Annotated in this window: 17 protein-coding genes and 1 pseudogene; 4 read left to right on the plus strand and 14 right to left on the minus strand. The window is 41.2% G+C overall.

From position 1 onward, the window contains the following. Positions 1-32 precede the first annotated feature (32 nt). The 9 genes and pseudogenes from trpA to R0123_RS03765 all read right to left on the minus strand — a co-directional run bounded on the left by trpA (position 33) and on the right by R0123_RS03765 (position 6088). Positions 33-851: a tryptophan synthase subunit alpha gene (gene trpA, locus R0123_RS03725; protein ID WP_323843140.1), complete on the minus strand. Its 819-nt coding sequence runs from the start codon at positions 849-851 to the stop codon at positions 33-35. Positions 852-855: 4 nt separating this feature from the next. Further along, a pseudogene (locus R0123_RS03730) lies at positions 856-1420 on the minus strand (NADAR family protein). A 20-nt stretch (positions 1421-1440) separates the two neighbouring features. After that, positions 1441-1848, minus strand: coding sequence for a type II toxin-antitoxin system VapC family toxin (locus R0123_RS03735; RefSeq protein WP_323843141.1), 408 nt, complete (start codon positions 1846-1848; stop codon positions 1441-1443). Beyond that, on the minus strand, positions 1845-2096 hold the full coding sequence (locus R0123_RS03740) for a hypothetical protein (protein ID WP_323843142.1): 252 nt from the start codon (positions 2094-2096) through the stop codon (positions 1845-1847). The genes R0123_RS03735 and R0123_RS03740 overlap by 4 nt, the downstream gene beginning before the upstream one ends. Before the next feature lie 12 nt (positions 2097-2108). After that, the gene (gene trpB, locus R0123_RS03745) at positions 2109-3314 is read right to left on the minus strand and encodes a tryptophan synthase subunit beta (protein ID WP_323843143.1); all 1206 of its coding nucleotides are present in this window, start codon (positions 3312-3314) and stop codon (positions 2109-2111) included. Between the two features lie 59 nt (positions 3315-3373). Continuing rightward, positions 3374-4126 carry an SDR family NAD(P)-dependent oxidoreductase gene (locus R0123_RS03750; protein WP_323843144.1) on the minus strand — a complete coding sequence of 251 codons (753 nt, stop codon included), beginning with the start codon at positions 4124-4126 and terminating at the stop codon, positions 3374-3376. A gap of 29 nt (positions 4127-4155) precedes the next feature. Beyond that, positions 4156-4770, minus strand: coding sequence for a hypothetical protein (locus R0123_RS03755; RefSeq protein WP_323843145.1), 615 nt, complete (start codon positions 4768-4770; stop codon positions 4156-4158). After that, positions 4767-5417 (minus strand): phosphoribosylanthranilate isomerase, encoded by a 651-nt coding sequence (locus R0123_RS03760; RefSeq protein WP_323843146.1) that lies wholly within the window; start codon positions 5415-5417, stop codon positions 4767-4769. The genes R0123_RS03755 and R0123_RS03760 overlap by 4 nt, the downstream gene beginning before the upstream one ends. 17 nt (positions 5418-5434) lie before the next feature. Then, positions 5435-6088, minus strand: a complete 654-nt coding sequence (locus R0123_RS03765) for a DUF4230 domain-containing protein (protein ID WP_323843147.1) — start codon at positions 6086-6088, stop codon at positions 5435-5437. A gap of 168 nt (positions 6089-6256) precedes the next feature. On the opposite strand from R0123_RS03765, the gene R0123_RS03770 reads away from it, so the two are divergent. Then, positions 6257-7984 carry a proline--tRNA ligase gene (locus R0123_RS03770; protein WP_323843148.1) on the plus strand — a complete coding sequence of 576 codons (1728 nt, stop codon included), beginning with the start codon at positions 6257-6259 and terminating at the stop codon, positions 7982-7984. Positions 7985-8071: 87 nt separating this feature from the next. Here the strand turns inward: R0123_RS03770 and R0123_RS03775 are convergent, their stop codons facing one another. From R0123_RS03775 to tkt, 3 genes are all read right to left on the minus strand, one after another. Beyond that, complete coding sequence (locus tag R0123_RS03775; RefSeq protein ID WP_416381684.1) at positions 8072-9133, minus strand: type I glyceraldehyde-3-phosphate dehydrogenase; 1062 nt, start codon at positions 9131-9133, stop codon at positions 8072-8074. Continuing rightward, positions 9120-10982, minus strand: a complete 1863-nt coding sequence (locus R0123_RS03780) for an AAA family ATPase (protein ID WP_323843150.1) — start codon at positions 10980-10982, stop codon at positions 9120-9122. The genes R0123_RS03775 and R0123_RS03780 overlap by 14 nt, the downstream gene beginning before the upstream one ends. A gap of 341 nt (positions 10983-11323) precedes the next feature. Continuing rightward, entirely contained in the window at positions 11324-13324 is a 2001-nt protein-coding gene (gene tkt, locus R0123_RS03785; RefSeq protein WP_323841714.1) for a transketolase, read from the minus strand. A gap of 347 nt (positions 13325-13671) precedes the next feature. On the opposite strand from tkt, the gene infC reads away from it, so the two are divergent. Continuing rightward, the gene (gene infC, locus R0123_RS03790; RefSeq protein WP_323841713.1) at positions 13672-14199 is read left to right on the plus strand and encodes a translation initiation factor IF-3; all 528 of its coding nucleotides are present in this window, start codon (positions 13672-13674) and stop codon (positions 14197-14199) included. A 147-nt stretch (positions 14200-14346) separates the two neighbouring features. Here the strand turns inward: infC and rimI are convergent, their stop codons facing one another. Next, complete coding sequence (rimI, locus tag R0123_RS03795; protein WP_323843151.1) at positions 14347-14811, minus strand: ribosomal protein S18-alanine N-acetyltransferase; 465 nt, start codon at positions 14809-14811, stop codon at positions 14347-14349. 195 nt (positions 14812-15006) lie between these two features. Between rimI and rnr the strand changes: the two genes are divergently transcribed. Beyond that, complete coding sequence (rnr, locus tag R0123_RS03800) at positions 15007-17250, plus strand: ribonuclease R (protein WP_323843152.1); 2244 nt, start codon at positions 15007-15009, stop codon at positions 17248-17250. Positions 17251-17271: 21 nt separating this feature from the next. Here rnr and hisA read toward each other — a convergent pair whose 3' ends face one another. Continuing rightward, positions 17272-17997, minus strand: coding sequence for a 1-(5-phosphoribosyl)-5-[(5-phosphoribosylamino)methylideneamino]imidazole-4-carboxamide isomerase (gene hisA / locus R0123_RS03805; protein WP_323841865.1), 726 nt, complete (start codon positions 17995-17997; stop codon positions 17272-17274). Positions 17998-18448: 451 nt separating this feature from the next. Here hisA and R0123_RS03810 point away from each other — a divergent pair, with 451 nt between their 5' ends. Next, complete coding sequence (locus R0123_RS03810) at positions 18449-19798, plus strand: Na(+)-translocating NADH-quinone reductase subunit A (protein WP_323843153.1); 1350 nt, start codon at positions 18449-18451, stop codon at positions 19796-19798. The last annotated feature ends 1 nt before the right edge of the window (position 19799 follow it).

A 19799-nucleotide genomic window follows, 5' to 3' on the forward strand; every position in this document is an offset into this window, starting at 1 on the left:
TACCCAAGCCTCACTTTTAGTACCGTTAATCATCAAAGTTCATCAATCGCTACTCTTAGCTCTTGCATTTTTGCCAAAATGTTTGCACAAGCATTGTCAATTTTGGCGGTATCTTGCCCCACATCAGCAAAATGCCTAACCAGTTCACTGCCCACAATCACCCCATCTGCAAATTTGGCAACCGCCTTGGCACTTTCGCCATCACGAATGCTAAACCCTACACAAATAGGCAAATCAGTATCGGCTTTAATCGCTTGCACTTGGTGAGCCACTTCATCAGTATCCAAAGCCTTTGAGCCTGTTACGCCCTTGACCGAGACATAATAAATAAAGCCTGTGCCGTGCTTTAATACCGCTTGACGGCGGTCGGTTTGGGTGGTTGGGGCAAGTAAAAAAATCTGATTAATATGCTTATCGGCAAGTTTTTTGGAGAGTGTTTCGTCTGTTTCGTTGGGCGGTAAATCCACAAGCAATAAACCGTCCACGCCATTTTGCTCGCACAACTCCAAAAAATTATCATAACCGATAATCTCCACAGGGTTTAGATAGCCCATTAACAAAACAGGCGTACTTTGGTTGGTTTTACGAAATTCGCCCACCATTTGCACGGCTTTTGTGGTGCTTGTGCCATTTGCCAATGCTCGCTCGCCTGCCAATGAGATAACCTGCCCGTCCGCCATAGGGTCAGAAAACGGCAAGCCAATCTCAATAATGTCCGCCCCGTGAGCGACAAGCTCGTGCATTAAATCCACCGTAACAGCCGGATTTGGGTCGCCTGCCATAATGTAGGGGATTAGGGCTTTTTTGTTTTGCTGTTTTAAAGCCAAAAAAGTGGTTTGAATTCGGGTCATTTTATTACTCACTTATTTTGAATAATTCATCTCTAACTTGCATTAACGCAAATCCCAATAAATTTAAGCCTTGCCAATTTAACGGATTGTGGATTTTATCATCATCTCTTGCCAAATCCACGCCCCAAATTTTATCCACAGGACTGGCTTCTACCAATATTCTATTACCTGTGCCTAATAAATAGGCTTTTAATTCTGGGTGCTGGCTAAATTTGGCAATATTGCCTTGCACGACAATATCAAAGCGGTGTTTATTCCAAATTTTTTCATCAAAATTTTAACTTGTCGCCCCAAATCTTTGGCTTGTTTGGGGTGTTTGGCGTGAATGATTTCATTAAAAATCGCCATATCGCCAAACAATTTAGCTTTTTGAGCCATCATATAATGCTCTGCGGTTGGATAAATCACGCCGTCCACCATAAAAGGCGAATGATACCATTGACTAAAACAGGCATCAGAAATTTGTCCATTGCCTTTGGGCGTATGCCCCAAAAGTACAGATGTTTTAATTTTTTCTTTGACCGAAACGCTTGAATAAGCCAGTCGGTATTATAAATCGTGTATTGCATTTTTTGCCTTAAAGTTTATTCTATGGATTTTGCACTAAAATACCACACTCATTGGCAATTTTTTGAGCTTTTTTATCAAAAGTCAAAAATTTTACATTATCAAATTGAGTTGCTTGATAGGCAATCACGCCATCTGCAAAATCGCCATTTAACTCCAAAAATTTTAAGGCAAATTGAACAGCAGAAAAATTGGTAAGGCTAATATTGGGTGAATTTATTAAAGTTTGTATAATGGTTAAAATTACCGAATTATCCAATTTGATTGTTTTACGAAACACCCAATATAATTCACATAATGTTTCTGATGTAATCACAAGCTGATAATCCTTATTTTCAAAATAAGGTTCAACCAATTTGGTTTGCTCTATATCATCTGTATGAAAATAACGCAATAAAACATTGGTATCTACTACAAAAGTTTGTTTCATTTTATCATTGCCCTTTGTATAATACCTTGATGAATACCATTTTCAATCTCTTCATCAGTCAAAGGCTTGGGGTGATATTGATTTAAAATCCCTTTTAACTCACGAACATCATCAAATGTCACCGCTTTTTTAATTTTGGTTTCAACCATAATTTCATCATTTTGATGTTTGCTAATAAAGCCTTCAATTACCGTTTTTAACTCTTCAATTAAATAATTGTCTGCGGTTACTACAAGTTGTGTTTGCATAATTACTCCCATTTAATCCAAGCCAATCCCATCCACCGTCATCACCGTATGCAAATCTTTATCGCCACGCCCTGATAAATTGATGACAATGGATTTGTCCTGCCCCAATGTCTTGGCAAGTTTTAGACCATACGCAATGGCGTGCGAGCTTTCCAACGCTGGGATAATGCCTTCGGTTTTGGTCAAAATACGAAAGGCTTCTAGTGCTTCATTATCATCAATTACCACATAATTCACACGCCCCATATCCTTTAAAAAGCTGTGTTCAGGTCCTACCCCAGGGTAGTCAAGCCCTGCTGATATACTGTGCGTTTCTATGATTTGTCCGTCATCATCTGCCATAAGATAGGTGCGATTACCGTGGAGTACGCCCACTTTTCCTGCATTCAAAGGTGCAGAATGCTTGCCAGTCGCCACACCATAGCCACCTGCTTCCACACCATACATCTGCACATCTTTATCGTTCAAAAACTCATAAAATAGCCCCATTGCATTTGAGCCACCGCCGACACACGCCACCAACGCATCAGGTAATTTATCTTCTTTTTCAAGATGTTGTATTTTGGCTTCACGCCCAATAATCGCTTGAAAATCTCGCACCAAAAGCGGATAAGGGTGCGGGCCTGCCACCGTGCCAATCACATAATAAGTGTCGTCCACATTGGTTACCCAGTCTCGCATCGCTTCATTCATCGCATCTTTTAATGTGCGAGAACCACTTGTTACAGGCACGACTGTTGCCCCCAAAAGTTTCATACGATAAACATTCATTTTTTGGCGTTCTACATCGTCCGCCCCCATATAGACCACGCATTCTAGCCCAAGCCGTGCGGCGATTGTCGCTGTTGCCACGCCGTGTTGCCCTGCCCCTGTCTCAGCGATGATACGCCTTTTACCGACAAGTTTGGCAAGTAGTGCCTGTCCAATGGTATTATTAACTTTGTGAGCCCCTGTGTGGTTTAAATCTTCTCGTTTAAGATAAATTTTTGCACCGCCTGTCTTTGCTGTTAAGCGTTTGGCAAAATACAAAGGCGTGGGACGACCCACATAATTCACCAAATCATCATTATATTCTGCCCAAAATTCTGGGTTATTTTTGACCGATAAATAAATGCGTTCTAGCTCTTCTAACGCACTCATCAATGTCTCGGACACAAAGCATCCACCGTGTATACCAAAATGCCCTGTGGTGTTTGGGAATTGAGTGTAGTCTGTCATAATAAAGTGCCTTTTAAAATATAACTTAAATGATTAAAAATATTGCCAAGGTCAAAAATTTACAAATCCTTAACCACCGTCAGCCCTGCAAAAGTTTGAGCAACAGGCATTACTTCTAGTCGGTTAATGTTAATATGGGGCGGTAAATTGACGATATAATGTACCATATCGGCAATGTCTTCTGGGCGGATATAGTCCACTTTTTCATACAGCTTGCTTGCTTTTTCATTATCGCCTTTAAAGCGGATATGGCTAAATTCTGTACCACCACAAAGCCCTGGTTCTATATTGGTAACACGGATATTTTTGCCAATCAAATCAGCACGCAAATTTAAACTAAACTGCTTAACAAATGCCTTACTCGCCCCATAAATATTCGCCCCAAAATACGGATAATTGCCTGCGGTTGAGCCGATATTAATCACAAGTCCGCTGTTTTTGGCAACCATTTTTGGCAAAACCAAGTTGGTTATACTAACAAGCCCTGTGATATTGGTATTTATCATTGCTTGCCAATCGCTAATATCTGCTTTGTCAGCACTTTCTAAACCAAGTGCCAATCCTGCGTTATTGATAAGCACATCAATATTATTTAATAACGCTTTATCAAGGCTATCTAAGGCGGATTTGGTATCATCTAAGTTACCAATATCAAAACACAAAGGGATAAACTGCTCGCCCAATTCTGCTTTAATATCGCTAAGTTTATCGGCTCGTCTGCCTGTACCGATAATGGTGTGGTTGTCTTTGATAAGGCGTTTTGCCATTGCCAAGCCAAAGCCTGATGTTACGCCTGTGATTAGAATGTTCATAGCTTTTTCCTTATTTAATCTTTAAAAAATTACATAGAATTCTCAATACGCTGTAATTGCTTTAATTTTTGTTTAGCTAAATTTCTAATTTTTTTACCAAAATCATCTGTTGTGAATTTTTTCAAAATATCTTTATCGCTTGTCTTGTCAATAATAATTTGAAATAAAACATTTGTTTGATAATTTTTAGAAAAATCAAAACATTCTTTTAGTAATTCAGCAGTTAAAATATTTGACGACAAAGCATTTATTAAGCGATGTTGCTCAATCAATTTAACCGCCCAATCACCAAAATTAAGCAATTCTTTCTTTAAAAACTCATATTGTTTTGATGTTATTTTTCCACATTCAAACAGCATTTTTAATGCCGAACCTGCCATAAGGTTATCATCATCTTGTTGTGCCAATATAATGAATTGCTCAATTTGTAAATCGCTAAAATTTTGATGTTTTTGAATAAAACTTAAAAAACAACCATAACGAAAATGTTCTGTATTTTTATCATCGCCTTGATGAAATTTTTCAAATTGCAATGTCAATAATTTGGGCGTTAAAAATCCAAAATCCAACCAATTTGAATGATAATTTAGGCATTTTAACATTTTACCAATGTCTTTTGTTACTATAAAATTATGAGTTGTCATAATTTTCTCAAACTCTCCATAAACCCACCCATTTTAACCGCACACTTTACCCCCTTTTTCTTTTCAATACCACCACTGACATCAACGCCTTTAATTTTTGCTATTAACGATTGATTACCCACAACATCGCCAATGTTATTAGAATTTAGTCCGCCTGCCAAATAAATGGGCAATGGCGAATTGTCAGGGATTTTATCCCAATCAAATCTTTGTCCTGTACCGCCAAAGGTTTTGTCGTTAAAAGTATCCAAAATCACCCCACTTGCCCCACAATCTGCCAATGCTTGGATTTGATTTAAAATACTGTCGCTATCATCACAAGGCTTAACACGAATGGCTTTTATCCAGCGTTTGTTTATCATATTGGCAAGCTTTTGGCACTCATCTGCGGTTTCATCGCCGTGAAATTGAATAATATCAAATTTAACTTGATTTGCCAGTTGAGTAAGTTTTGTTTGTGCCATATTCACCACAAGGGCAACAATCGTGGTAAAGGCAGGGATTTTTTGACACAACACAACCGCTTTATCACAATCAACATAGCGTGGACTTTTTGGATAAAACACAAGCCCTATCGCACTCACGCCAAGCTGTGTAGCAACTTCAATATCGCTTTGATTGGTTAATCCGCAAAATTTTATTTGCATTTTATTCTCGCTTTTCATCATCTAACCAATTGGCACGCCCCTGCACCCTGACTCACAACATCGACCGTTGCCCCTGTTAGCACGAATAAACCCTTAATTTGTTCGGCAGCATTACTGGCCGCCATCGTCATGATGCCACCTTGGCAAGCTTTTTTTAACACTTCGATTTTGGCAGAAGCTTGTGCTTCACTTAAAATCTTTGGGTCATTATCTGCCATACCAAACAGCCCAGTTTGCCAATCATAGACCCCTAAATCATCCAAATATACCTCAAACACCTCTGATGGTGGCACGCTAATGGTGATATGTGTAACAGGTTCATCATTAACATCTTGTTTTTGGATAACTTGCACCATTTCAGGGGTAAGTTTTGATAAATCAACCCCTGCCAGCACTCGCCCATGTGCCACAAACAACCCTTTTTGTTTATCTTGCCAAAGTTTTTGCCAAGTACCTACCTTGTTTGCTGTAATGATGGTATCCACCCCAAAGGCCGCCGACTGTAGACGAGCAAGCTTTTGAACATCAGTAATCACGCCCTCACGAGTGATTGCTTGCACCTGCGAAGTGTTCGACTTGTCATAAAGCACTTTGCCAAATATGCCTATCGCCATCAGCAAAACCATCAAAAGCACCGCCCGAAAGAAAGAAAATTGAGAACCAGTCGCCATCATCGCCTCCTAATATTTATTTTTAAGATTTTATAAGATATAAGAAATGTAACACAAAACCAAGATAATGAGTAAATTTTTTCAAAAATTTTAAAATTTAAGTTGCACAAGTGGTGAATATTGCCTTAATATAGCGTATTTCTCGTTTTATTTTTATTAAGGGTTGTTATGAAAGCCAGTCAATTTACCTTTGCCACCTTAAAAGAAACGCCAAGCGATGCCGACATCGTATCTAGCCAGCTGATGGTGCGAGCAGGCCTCATTCGTAAACTTGCCTCAGGATTGTATGTGTGGATGCCAGCAGGCTTAAGAGTGCTAAAACGAGTAGAAAAAATCGTTCGTGAAGAGATGGAAGGCATTAACGCCCAAGAACTGCTCATGCCTGTAACTCAGCCTGCCGAACTGTGGCAAGAATCTGGTCGTTGGGAAGATTATGGCGCAGAATTACTACGCTTTAAAGACCGCCATGGTCGTGATTTCGTACTAGGACCTACACACGAAGAAGTCATTACTGATATTGCTCGCAATGAATTAAAGAGTTACAAACAACTACCAACCACTTATTATCAAATTCAAACCAAATTTCGTGACGAAATTCGCCCACGCTTTGGGGTAATGCGTGCCAGAGAATTTACCATGAAAGATGCTTATTCTTTTCATATTGATAAAGAAAGTCTGGCAAAAACCTACCAAGATATGCACGACGCATACAGCCGAATCTTTACCAGATTGGGGCTCAATTTCCGTGCAGTGCAAGCAGATACTGGCTCCATTGGTGGTTTTGCCAGTCATGAATTTCATGTGTTGGCCGACAGCGGAGAAGATGATATCGCTTTTTCTAGCGGATCAGATTTTGCCGCCAATATTGAGCTTGCCGAAGCCATTTGCACAGATGAGCGTAAAGCCCCAGCCCAAGAGCGTCATGATGTTGATACGCCAAATATGTCAACTTGCGAAGAGGTCGCCAAGCACCTAGATATTCCATTGTCTTGCACAGTAAAAACGCTCATCGTCAAAGGCTCATATTCAAAAGACAATCCTCAAATGCCAAAATTGGTTGCCCTAGTTCTGCGTGGTGACCACGAACTCAATGAAATCAAAGCTGAGAAAATCAATGAGGTTCACACTCCTTTTACCATGGCCACCGAAGAAGAAATAAAAGACGCAGGCCTCATCAAAGGCTATATCAGCGTAGACCTAGAACAACATGGCATTCCTGTGTTTGTTGACCACAGTGCTGCTGCATTGTCTGACTTTGTCTGTGGTGCCAATACAGCAGACAAGCATACTGTCGGTATGAACTGGGAAAGAGATGCCAAAATTACAAGTATCGTTGACATTCGCAATGTTGTTAATGGCGACATCAGCCCAGATGGTCAAGGCGTGATTTCCATCAAACGAGGCATTGAGGTTGGGCATATTTTCCAGCTTGGCGATAAATACTCTGATGCATTAGGCTGCAAGGTATTGGGCAAAGAAGGTAAGCCTGTTACCCTAATGATGGGTTGTTATGGCATCGGCGTAAGTCGCATTATTGCTGCCGCCATAGAACAAAATCATGATGAAAATGGCATCATTTGGGCAGACACACCAAACCCTAATGATAACATCGCACCATTCACTGTTGCTATTGTGCCAATGCGTTCAAAAGATGGCTCCGCTGAGACAAAAGCAGAAGAACTGTACCAAACCCTAAAAGATAAAGGGGTTAATGTATTGCTAGATGATCGAGATGAGCGTCCTGGTGTAAAATTTGCCGACCTCGAACTCATTGGTATTCCGCATCGTATCGTTGTATCCGAAAGAAACCTCGCTGAAGAAAAATACGAATATGTCAAACGCACCAATGGCGAAAAAATCATGCTAAGCCTTGATGAGATTTTGGCAAAATTTTAATCAATTTTCATCGCCAAAGTTATAAAAAAATAGGCTTAATATATTAAGCCTATTTTTTACCTATTAAACACAAGTTTGATTTTAAAATCAGCACCTTGCCAATGCCAAGCACATATCAAGCAAACGGTTGGCATAGCCCCACTCATTATCATACCATGCAAAAACCTTAATTTGCCCATTTGCCTGCATGATTTGCCCACCATCAATGACAAGAGAATGAGAATCACCAACAAAATCACTAGAAACAAGCGGTTCATCGGTATAACCCATAATACCAACGAGACTGTCTTGACTGACTTGTCTTAAAAAATCTGCCACCATTTCCACATTTACAGACTGTCCAAAAGCAATATTCACATCAATTGCCGCCACATTAATGGTGGGTACTCTAATAGAATGCCCATTGATTTTCCCTTTTAAAAATGGCAACACACGCTCGGTAGCGCTGATACTGCTTGATGTTGTAGGAATGATGTTATGGCTAGCAGCCCTTGCCCTGCGTAAGTCCCGATGATTTTGATCCAAAACATTTTGGTCAGCAGTAACAGCATGAATCTCTGTCATCATCACACCATCAATACCAAAGCGTTCATTGAGTACAAAAAGTAGCGGTGCAAGTGCCTGCGTGGTACAAGAAACGCTTGAAATAATGGGTAGATCACGGCTTAGCAAATCATCATTCACACCCATGACAATGCTCGCATCTACGCTATCAAAAGGAGCGGCCCCCACAATGACTTGTCCTGCCCCTGATGTCAGGTGATATGCTGCATCTAAATACGAGCGAAATTTTCCTGTACATTCCAATGCCACATCAATGCCCAAATCCAGCCAAGGCAACTGGCTGGGGTTTGCTTGATTGAGCAATAAAATCTGCCAATACTTATCGTCTTTTGATAAAGATAAAAAAGTTTTGTCTTCTTGGTGAATGATTGTAGCTTGTACACCCAAACTGGATAATCTACCATGCGTAGAATCAAATTTTAATAGATGCAAAAGCAGTTCAAAGTCTGCCACATCATTGATGGCGACTATTTCAATATCATCAAATTCATCTGCCCGCTTAATAAAGGCACGCAGTACATTTCTGCCAATTCGTCCAAATCCATTAATCGCCAGACGAAGTTTTGATTGTTTATCGCCCATCATTCACCTCTTTTGCGTCATCTTGTTCATCTTTTTTATTAATGAAAATTAACGCAAGGCGTACGCCATTATAATCGTAGCCATCTAGCATTTCCACAATAGGACGAAGTTTGATACCATCTGTAAATTCACCTTGTGATTCTAGTGCGTCATACGCCTGCTGTACAGTCTTGATGATCATATCATCAGGGCGAATGTGTGCCACTTTTAAGGTCTTATCCTGCTTATAAAGCTGGTCAATATGACCAATAATGGTTGAGATGGCAAGGCTACGCTCGGTAGCTATCTCACCAATATCCAATCCATTTTCAAGCAGTTGCTGGGTTTGTTTTAAAGTCTGCCCAATTTGGCTTGTCTTATTCTCCGCTTTTAAAGCCTTAATATCATTATCCTTGATGTGTTTACGCTGAACAATAGCCTGCTTTTCGGCAATCATGCGTTTTTCATTAGCAAGAATGACATCTTTACGAGTGATGCCATCACAAACATGGATAAAAGTGTCATGAATTTTAGCAAGTGTGTCGGCATTTAGTGTGCTAAATTTCTTTTCTTGCTCAGCAGCAAGCTCTTGCAAGCGTTTATCCACACGAAATACCCATTCATCGAGCAGTAGGCTTTTTTGGTTAAAACCCAATAGTTTTAGCCCTTCTAATGACCTAAGACGAGATAATGCCACATAACCCTGTCCCATCTCAAAAGTTCGAGATAAATCAATCTCAGCAGCATCTAGTGTCATGCCTTGGGATTTATGAATGGTAATCGCCCACGCCAAACACAAAGGCACTTGGGTATAACTTGCCAATACATCGCCTTCATTATTTTCCATAACCCAATCCTCAGGCTCAGCGATGACTTGTCGCCCACCATTTAGACGCACCACTGGATAAATTGGTGCATCACCCCCAAAAGAGCTTTCATCATCACCTAATGACGCAAAATCCACCACTTCACCAAGCGTGCCGTTTGATACAGCCAAATGCGAGTTGTTCTTAACAAACATCACCTTTGCCCCCACCTTTAAAGTCAGACTATCTGGTGCTCTTATGCTTTTTTTTAGGGCATCGACCAGCGACTTATCCCCTAAGGTAGTTGCTATAAACTCACGAGTCTTGCCATCAATCTTGTCAATCTCACTGTCATTGATTTCATCAACATTGGCATTGTGTGTGTATAGGCGAGTGCGACTCATGGCAATGTCATTACGCTCAGTAGCTTTAAGAGCACTGATGGCAGCATCACTAACATCTTGGGCTCGGATTTGATTTAAGACATCATTTAATGACACGCCAAATCGCTCAGATTCATCTTGGGCAGACTGGCGATGTTGTTCAGTCAAATAACACACCTGAAAATTAGCTTCAAGCCAAGACTTTGCCATAAAAGCAAACTTTTCCTTATTTGTTTCGCCTTTATTGCCCACAGGTGGCAATTGAAAGAAATCACCAGAAAAGATGACCTGAATACCACCAAATGCCGAATTATCCTCACGAACCACCTTTAAAATTTCGTTCAACAAATCCACTTGTTTGGCGTGAAGCATAGAAATTTCATCAACAATAAGTACTTTGGCGTCTTTGATACGCTCATAGACCACTTGGCGAGATTTTAGACGCTTGAAGTCTGCAGTGCTAAAAGTATCTTTAATTCCCATGCCCGCCCACGAATGTATCGTCATGCCATTCATATGTGTGGCGGCAATGCCCGTACTTGCCGTGATGGCAACAGGAATGCCTCTGGCTCTTAGATAGTTGATGTATTGGTTTAAAAGATAGGTCTTGCCTGCACCTGCTTGCCCTGTCAAGAAAACATTTTGTCCTGTTTTTAAGATATTTAATGCGGTATATTGCTTCATATGCTTTAAAATTTTATCATTAATTCATCATTGTAAACGCATTAGCATAGCATAGTTTTGTTAGCTTTGGTAAGTTTTCAAAAAGTTTTTTAGACAAGTTTTTTGGGCAAGTTATGCTAAGCGTGGTGGCATTTTAAACAAAACAACATTAAAAAAATAAAAATATCTCACATAAATTTTTATCGTCAAAAACCCATAACAATAACCTGCACAAAAGATTTTGGCGGCTGGCATTTTACTGACAATCAATCATTTTGTAAGACTTTATTTTGTAAGTCTGCCAATCTACATAAAAAATAACACGCCATTTTCACAGCGTGTTATTGCAAGCCAAAACACAATCAAATCATATCTTTGACTGCTTCAACCACCTTATCGGCAGTAATGCCAAAATGCTTGAACAAATCTGCAGCAGGGGCAGACTCACCAAAGCTTGTCATGCCAACGACCTTACCATCAAGACCGACAAACTTATACCAATAATCCACAATGCCAGCTTCTACTGCCACTCGGCTACGGATATTGCTTGGCAGAACGCTTTCTACATAATCTTTGCTTTGCTTGACAAAAATTTCAGCACATGGCATGGATACCACACGCACGCCCACACCCTGCTCACTCAAAACATTGTATGCACTCATTGCAAGTGCTACTTCGGAACCTGTGGCGATGATGATGGCCTGTAACTCGCCTTGCTCTTGGGCAAGAACATAAGCTCCTTTTTCAATCAAGGCAAGCTGCCCATCTGTACGAGCTTGGTGCGGTAAGTTTTGACGAGATAAAATGAGTGATGTTGGCGCATCAGTGGTTTGTAGGGCAATCTTCCATGCCACTGCTGTTTCTACTGTATCACACGGACGCCATGTGAAGTGATTTGGCGTTTGGCGTAAACTTGCAATTTGCTCCACAGGCTGATGGGTTGGGCCATCTTCCCCAAGACCAATGGAGTCATGTGTATAGACATTGATGACACGCTGCTTCATGAGTGCCGACATACGCACAGCATTACGAGCATATTCCATAAACATCAAGAATGTGGCCGTATAAGGGATAAACCCACCATGTAAAGCCACGCCATTGGCGATGGCAGTCATGCCAAATTCACGCACGCCATAGTGTACATAGTTGCCATCTGCATGATTTTGCACGCCTTTAGCGTCTTTCCATAGCGTCAAGTTGGAGCCTGCCAAATCAGCCGACCCCCCTAAAATCTCTGGCAGTAGTGGGGCAAATGCTGCAATGGTATTTTGGCTTGCCTTACGAGTGGCGATCGTTTCGCCTTTTTTGTGGCAGGCCTCAATAAACTCGTTTGCTTTTTGATTAAAGTCTTCTGGTAAATTTCCAGACAATCGGCGTTCTAGTTCTGCCGCTTCTTTTGGGTAAGCTTTTTTGTACTCATCAAACTTGGCATTCCACGCATTTTCCAGTTGTTCGCCTTTTTCTTTGGCATTCCACGCAGCATAGATGTCGTCAGGAATTTCAAAGGCATTGGCACTGCCCCACCCCAATGCCGTACGAGCTAGGGCAATCTCATCTACACCCAGCGGTGCACCATGACTGTCCTCTTTGCCTTGCTTATTTGGACTACCCAAACCTATCACAGTTTTGCAGATGATGATGGTAGGACGAGTGGTTTCATTTTTTGCGTCAATGGTTGCCTGACGAATGGCATCAGCGTCATGACCATCAATCTTGATCACCTGCCAGTTGTAGCTTTCAAAACGCTTGGCGGTATCATCTGAAAACCAGCCCTCAACCTCGCCATCAATAGAAATGCCGTTATCATCATAATAAGCAATCAGCTTACCAAGACCCAAAGTACCAGCAAGCGAACACGCTTCATGGCTGATACCTTCCATCAAACAACCATCACCCAAAAAACAATAAGTATGATGATCAATAATGGCATGGTCAGGTTTATTAAATTGACCCGCCAAAGTCTTCTCAGCAAGTGCAAAACCCACCGCATTGGCAATGCCCTGACCCAATGGGCCTGTGGTGGTTTCAATGCCATCAGCATAGCCGTGCTCTGGATGCCCTGCTGTCTTGGCGTGTAATTGACGAAAATTCTTAATATCGTCAATCGATAAATCATAGCCAGTTAAGTGTAGCAAAGCGTACAGCAACATAGAGCCATGACCATTTGATAAAACAAAACGGTCACGATTTACCCATTTGGCATTAGCTGGGTTATGATTTAAAAACTCACGCCATACTACTTCGGCAATATCCGCCATGCCCATCGGTGCACCTGGGTGTCCAGAGTTGGCTTTTTGGACTGCATCCATAGCAAGAATACGAATGGCATTGGCATTATGGCGTTGGTTTAGCATGATTGACATATGACTATCTCAAAACTCAAAAATGAAAAAATTGCCTTATTATAGCATGATTTTGATGATTTTTTAAATGAGTATTTTGCCACCATGACATCTCTCATCATTTTCATCACTTTGTGTTCATCGCTTTGCATCAACCAGTTACCAATCAAATCATGATTGCAATCAGTCAATGCAATGATGAACGATGATAAAAAAATAAAAAGAAATCTGGTCAAAGCACATAAAAATACATCTGGCCACCAATTAACTATTGATTGATCATCAACTGACAAGCTTAACATCATAAAAATGCTTGAAATCCCCAATACTTTCAAGTACAATAAAATCAATTTTGTATTCTTGGAGTAATGATCATTAAACCGTCAAACCGTTTAAATATTAACGAAGAAATTCGTGCAAAGGAAGTTCGTCTGGTAAAAGAAGATGGCGAACAGCTTGGTGTTGTCAGCCTAAATAACGCCTTACAAGCCGCTACCAATGCTGGCCTTGACTTGGTGGAGATTGTCGCTGACGCAAAACCGCCAGTTTGCAAAATTATGGATTACAAACGCTATTTGTACGACCAAAAACAAAAAGCCAAAGAAGCCAAAAAGAACCAAAAACAAACTCAGGTTAAAGAAATCAAACTTCGTCCTGGTACAGAAGAAGCAGATTATCAAGTTAAACTGCGTAAAATCATGGAGTTTTTGGAAGATAAAGATAAAGTTAAAGTTGCTATCCGTTTTCGTGGTCGTGAGATGGCACACCAAGAAATCGGCAAAGCCCAACTTGAACGCATAATCAAAGACACCGAAGAAGTCGCCAGTGTTGAACAGCCTCCAAAAGTTGAAGGTCGCCAGATGGGTATGCTACTTGGACCTGCCAAGAAAAAGTGATACCAAAGCGATACCAAAGCGATACCAAGTTTTTGTATGAAACTAAAAGAAACAAAAAGCAAGGAGATCTGCCTTGCTTTTATTCGCATCAATATAGACTAAGCCAGCATCAAATAAAGCCAAATCAATAAAACAAAAACCATTTTTTTACAAATCTTTTTGTAAAATCAGTGCGTCCATTTTACCCAAATCATCTTTATAATATCCTTTTCTTGCATCAATTTGATAAAAACCGTACTTATGATAAAAATCAATTGCCAAATAATTATCCGCCCGCACTTCTAATAACGCTCGTTCGGCTTTTTTAAGCTGACAGGTTTTTAAAAATTCATTCATCAAGCTTGTGGCAATACCTTGCTTTTGAAAATCAGAATCGGTAGCAATGCGTAAAATCTCCGCCAGCTCAAACATGATTTGATAAATGCAATACCCCACCACTTTATCATCAATTTTAGCCACAATCAGCCCAACACCAAACTGAGTCAACAAAGAATAGACCGCCATACCGTCCCAAGCATCATAAAACAGCTCTTTTTCAATGGCTGCAACTTGGCTGACATAGCCCTCTTGCTCGGCTCGGCGTGCATCATCAATCCAAAATATACTGGTCATAAAATTTACACGCAAAAATCACATAAAAATATGATATGATAACCTAAAATCTCAATTTTTGACAAAATTTTTGATATGATTTATTTTTGTCTGCACCCAACCATAAAAATCCATCAAAACACCTGATAAAGGCAAACCAGCCTCCAAATGATACTTTAACCCAGCATACTTATAAAAAAAACTAAGAGAAAGCTCATGACAAAACAAGCCACCTCCACATGGAACGATCCAAACGCTCACAATGAAGCGAATAAATACACCAATCCCATTCCATCTCGCCTGCTTATCTTACAAACTGTCGCTAAGATGAACAATCATGGTGAGGCAGCAACAGCAGAGAGTCTAGGTCTGCATTTTGAGATTTTGAGCGACGAGGACAGATTTTTTGCTCTAAACAACCGCCTAAAAGCCATGCTAAGAGACAATCAACTAGAACGCACAGATGGCATTCATTTTAGCATTGCTCCATCACCAACTACCGTGATTGGTAAGGTATCGGCAAATGCCAAAGGCTTTGGTTTTGTTTTGCTTGATGACATGCCAGATTTATTTATTCATGAAAAGCAAATGCGTGTGGTCTTTGACGGAGATACAGTAGAGGCCTTAGCGACAGAATTTAAGGGTAAATCTGAGGCTCGCATTCAAAACATCATCGACCGAGCAAACACCGAATTCATCGGTACAGTCAAACAAGATGATGAGGGTTATTTTGTTCAGCTCTCAGGGGCAAATGCCCACCAGCCGATTACAGTCAGTGATGACAACATTACTGCCTTTGGGGCAGTTGAGGGAGATTCTGTTAAAGTTGCCATCATTGATATGCCAACCTACCAAGAATATGCCACAGGCAAGATTACCGAACTTTTAACCAATCTTAATGACCGAGAGCTGATCATTGAAACTACGCTCATCAATCATGGCATTCCACATGAATTTAGTCATGCCACAATAGCACAGGCCAATGCCTATAACGAGCCAAACAATCAGGACTTTCAGGGTCGTGTGGATTTGCGTGATTTACCACTCATCACCATTGATGGCGAAGACGCCAGAGACTTTGATGATGCAGTCTTTGCCAGCAAGCGTGCAGGTGGTAATTACCGAGTGGTGGTTGCCATCGCTGATGTTAGTCATTATGTAACACCAAATTCACCACTTGATGTGGATGCCTATGAGCGAGGTACAAGCGTGTACTTTCCGCATCGTGTCATACCCATGTTACCAGAAGTGCTATCTAACGGACTTTGCTCACTTAATCCAAAGCTTGATAGATTGTGTATGGTGGCAGATATCAAGCTATCTAAAGCAGGCAAAGTGACAGGCTATGAATTTTATCCTGCTGTCATGCACTCAAAAGCTCGCCTGACTTACAATCAGGTAAATGCTTATTTTGACGACCCAACAAATCAAACCCTGCCCGATGATTTGGTTAAAAATGCCGAGGTGTGTAAATCGGTGGATACACTGTATCAGCTTTATCAAATCCTAGATAAAAAACGAGAAGAGCGTGGTGCGATGGCCTTTGAAACTTCTGAGAGCTATATTGAGTTTGGAGAAGATGGCGACATTAAAGACATCAAAAAACGCACTCGTGGCGATGCTCATAAGCTGATTGAAGAGATGATGCTACTTGCCAATACTTGTGCTGCCAACTTCGCCATTAAGCATGAATTACCAGTACTGTATCGCAATCATGATAAGCCATCTGATGAAAAAGCAGGCAGACTGTCTGAATATGTCAAATCATTCGGATTGTCTTTCCCAAATGAAAGTCCAGCACACACCGACTATCAACGCATCATCAAGGCAACCGAAGGAAGACCAGACACCCAAAGTATTCACTCCATGCTACTTCGGTCGATGATGCAGGCCAATTACAGCCCTGATAATATTGGTCATTTTGGCTTAGCGTATGATGAATATAGCCACTTTACCAGTCCGATACGAAGATACCCAGACCTTATGTTGCATCGTGCGATTAAAGATAAGGTATTAAACAGCAAAGCTAAAACACCAATCTATAAAAACCTAGACGAAGCAGGTGAACAAACCTCCACCACCGAACGCAGAGCAGAAGTAGCAAGCCGTCATGTTGAAACATGGCTAAAATGCCACTATATGCAACGACATTTGGGCAATGAGTTCATGGGGACAATCACCACCGTAACAAGCTTTGGTCTGTTCATCACACTCAACGATTTATTCATCGATGGTCTGATTCACATCTCAAATCTTGGTCAAGAATATTTTGAGTATGATGAGCGAGAACAGTCCTTGATCGGTGAGCGTGGTTCGGTGTTCAAGCTTGGCGAGCAAGTGCTGATTAAGGTCGCTGGGGTCAATATGGATTTGTTGCAAGTGGATTTTGCACTCATTACCAAGCCCAATGACGCCCCAACAAAACCGATTAAGACAAAAAAATCAAAAAAGAAAAAATAATTTCAAAATAGCCTAAAAAAATCACTCATCTAAAAAAGCTTGTGCTACCGACAAATCCAGCGTTCCTTCATAGATGGCACGACCTGTGATTGCTCCAAGCAAATACTCACTGTACGGTTTTAATTGCTCGATGTCTGTCATGTTGGTTACGCCACCAGAGGCAATGACAGGCAGACCGCACGCCTTGGCAAGGTTTACGGTCTCATCAATATTCACACCAGCCATCATACCATCTTTGGCGATGTCAGTATAAACGATGGACGACACGCCAGCATCAGCGAAACGCTTGGCAAGGTCGGTGGCACGAATGTCTGTTACATTCGCCCAGCCATGTGTTGCCACAAAACCATTTTTGGCATCAATACCTACGATGATATGCCCTGCAAATTCTTGACAAGCCTGATCAACAAATTCAGGATTCTCAAGTGCCTTAGTACCGATGATGATATAATTTAACCCTGCATCTAAGTAATGCTCAATGGTGCTTAGGCGACGCACACCACCACCAAGCTGAATTGGTAAATTTGGATGTGCTTTGGCGATTGAGGTAACCACCTCTTTATGCACAGGCACACCATCAAATGCACCATTCAAATCCACCAAGTGCAGTCGTCTTGCACCTTGATCAACCCACTTTGTTGCCATGGCCACTGGATCATCGCTAAATACCGTATCATCTTCCATACGCCCTTGTTTTAAGCGTACGCATTTGCCATCTTTTAAATCAATGGCAGGAATTATCAACATTGACATTTTGCACCTTAAAAAAATAAAAACACAACCAAACATGAATGACACTGATTTTAACAAAATAACCATAAAATTTGGTAACATTTTTCAAAATTTACACAAAAACATGATTACTATTTAAAAAATCATTTATTATCATGAATTTAAGTTATTTTTTGAACAGTTTTTTACCGAAAACTCTGTAATTTTTTGATAAAATAGCGTATAATTTAAAGGTTTATTGTATGCGTTAAGTCGTTTTGGCAAAGTTTTTGTTACTTTGTAACAAAGCCACATCTTCTTAACGCATATCCCTTTGGACAAAAGCAACTTGCCAGTAGGTTTTTGCCACGCCAGTAAGTTTTGGATGTTTTTGGGAAATTTGGTAGCCAGCCGCTTGCGGTAGCCACGATATTTTTTTGGGTTTGCCCGTGCTGGTGTGTTTTGGTCTTAATTTAAGTATCCGCTTATGATTACCATCAAAAAAGGTTTGGATTTACCCATCACAGGTGAACCCACCAAACAGATTAGCGAACACACGCCAACTCAGGTCGCCATCATTGGCTACGACTATATCGGTATGCGTCCGACCATGAGTATCAAGGAAGGCGACATCGTTGCTAAAGGACAAGTGTTGTTTGAGGACAAAAAGCGTGCGGGTGTTAAATATACCGCCCCTGTCAGTGGTCAAATCGCTGCCATCAATCGTGGCGAACGCCGAGTATTTAAGAGCATCGTCATCACTGCCAATCATCAGTCTGACAATGAAGTCACCTTTAATGCTTATCTATCACAAGATTTGGCGGCAATTGACCGTGAGACTGTCAAACAGCAATTGGTGGCTTCTGGCGAATGGACAGCATTTCGTACGCGTCCGTTCAGTCGTACACCAGAAATTGACAGCATACCTTCTGCCATCTTTGTAACAGCAACCGACACCAATCCATTATGTGCTGATGCCACCGAAATCATCAGCGAACACATTGACGCATTCAATGATGGCTTGGCGATTCTTTCAACCTTATCGCCAAAAACTTTTGTGTGCCACGGTTCAATCGCTCCTACCAAAGCAACCAATCTAGCAGTTGGTAATAGCACTGAGTATCACGGCTTTACAGGTAAGCACCCAGCAGGCAATGCAGGCACACACATTCATTTTTTACACCCATTGGCCCGTGGCACACAAGTATGGACCATTGGTTACCAAGATGTGATAGCAATTGGCAAACTATTTACCACAGGTCGTATCTACACCGACCGCATCATCAGCTTGGCAGGACCTGCAGTCAGCAATCCACGCTTAGTGCGTACCGTCCGTGGTGCAGACCTAACTGAACTGACCGCAGGCGAGCTTAAAGGTGATGACAACCGCATCATCTCAGGTTCGGTACTGTCAGGTCGCAAGGCAGATGGTAAAATCGCTTACTTAGGTCGGTTTCACAACCAAGTATCAGTACTTGCTGAAGGTCGTGAACGCCCTGCCTTACACTTTTTCACCCCTGGCGCTAATCGCTTTTCATTTTTACCAATTTATATCTCTCAATTCTTTGGTAAAAAATACGATTTTACCACCACCACCAATGGCTCGCCTCGTGCAATGGTACCGATTGGTTCATTTGAAAACATCATGCCACAAGACTACCTACCAACCCAGCTACTACGCTCGCTTATTGTAGGGGATATTGTTGAGGCGGTAGAGCTGGGTGCACTTGAACTTGATGAAGAAGACTTGGCACTTTGCACCTTCATCTCGCCTGGCAAGTATGAATTTGGTGACATTTTGCGTGATAACTTGACCCGTATTGAGCAGGAAGGCTAAA

The sequence above is a fragment of the Moraxella sp. Pampa genome, assembly GCF_035181385.1.
Lineage (GTDB): Bacteria > Pseudomonadota > Gammaproteobacteria > Pseudomonadales > Moraxellaceae > Moraxella.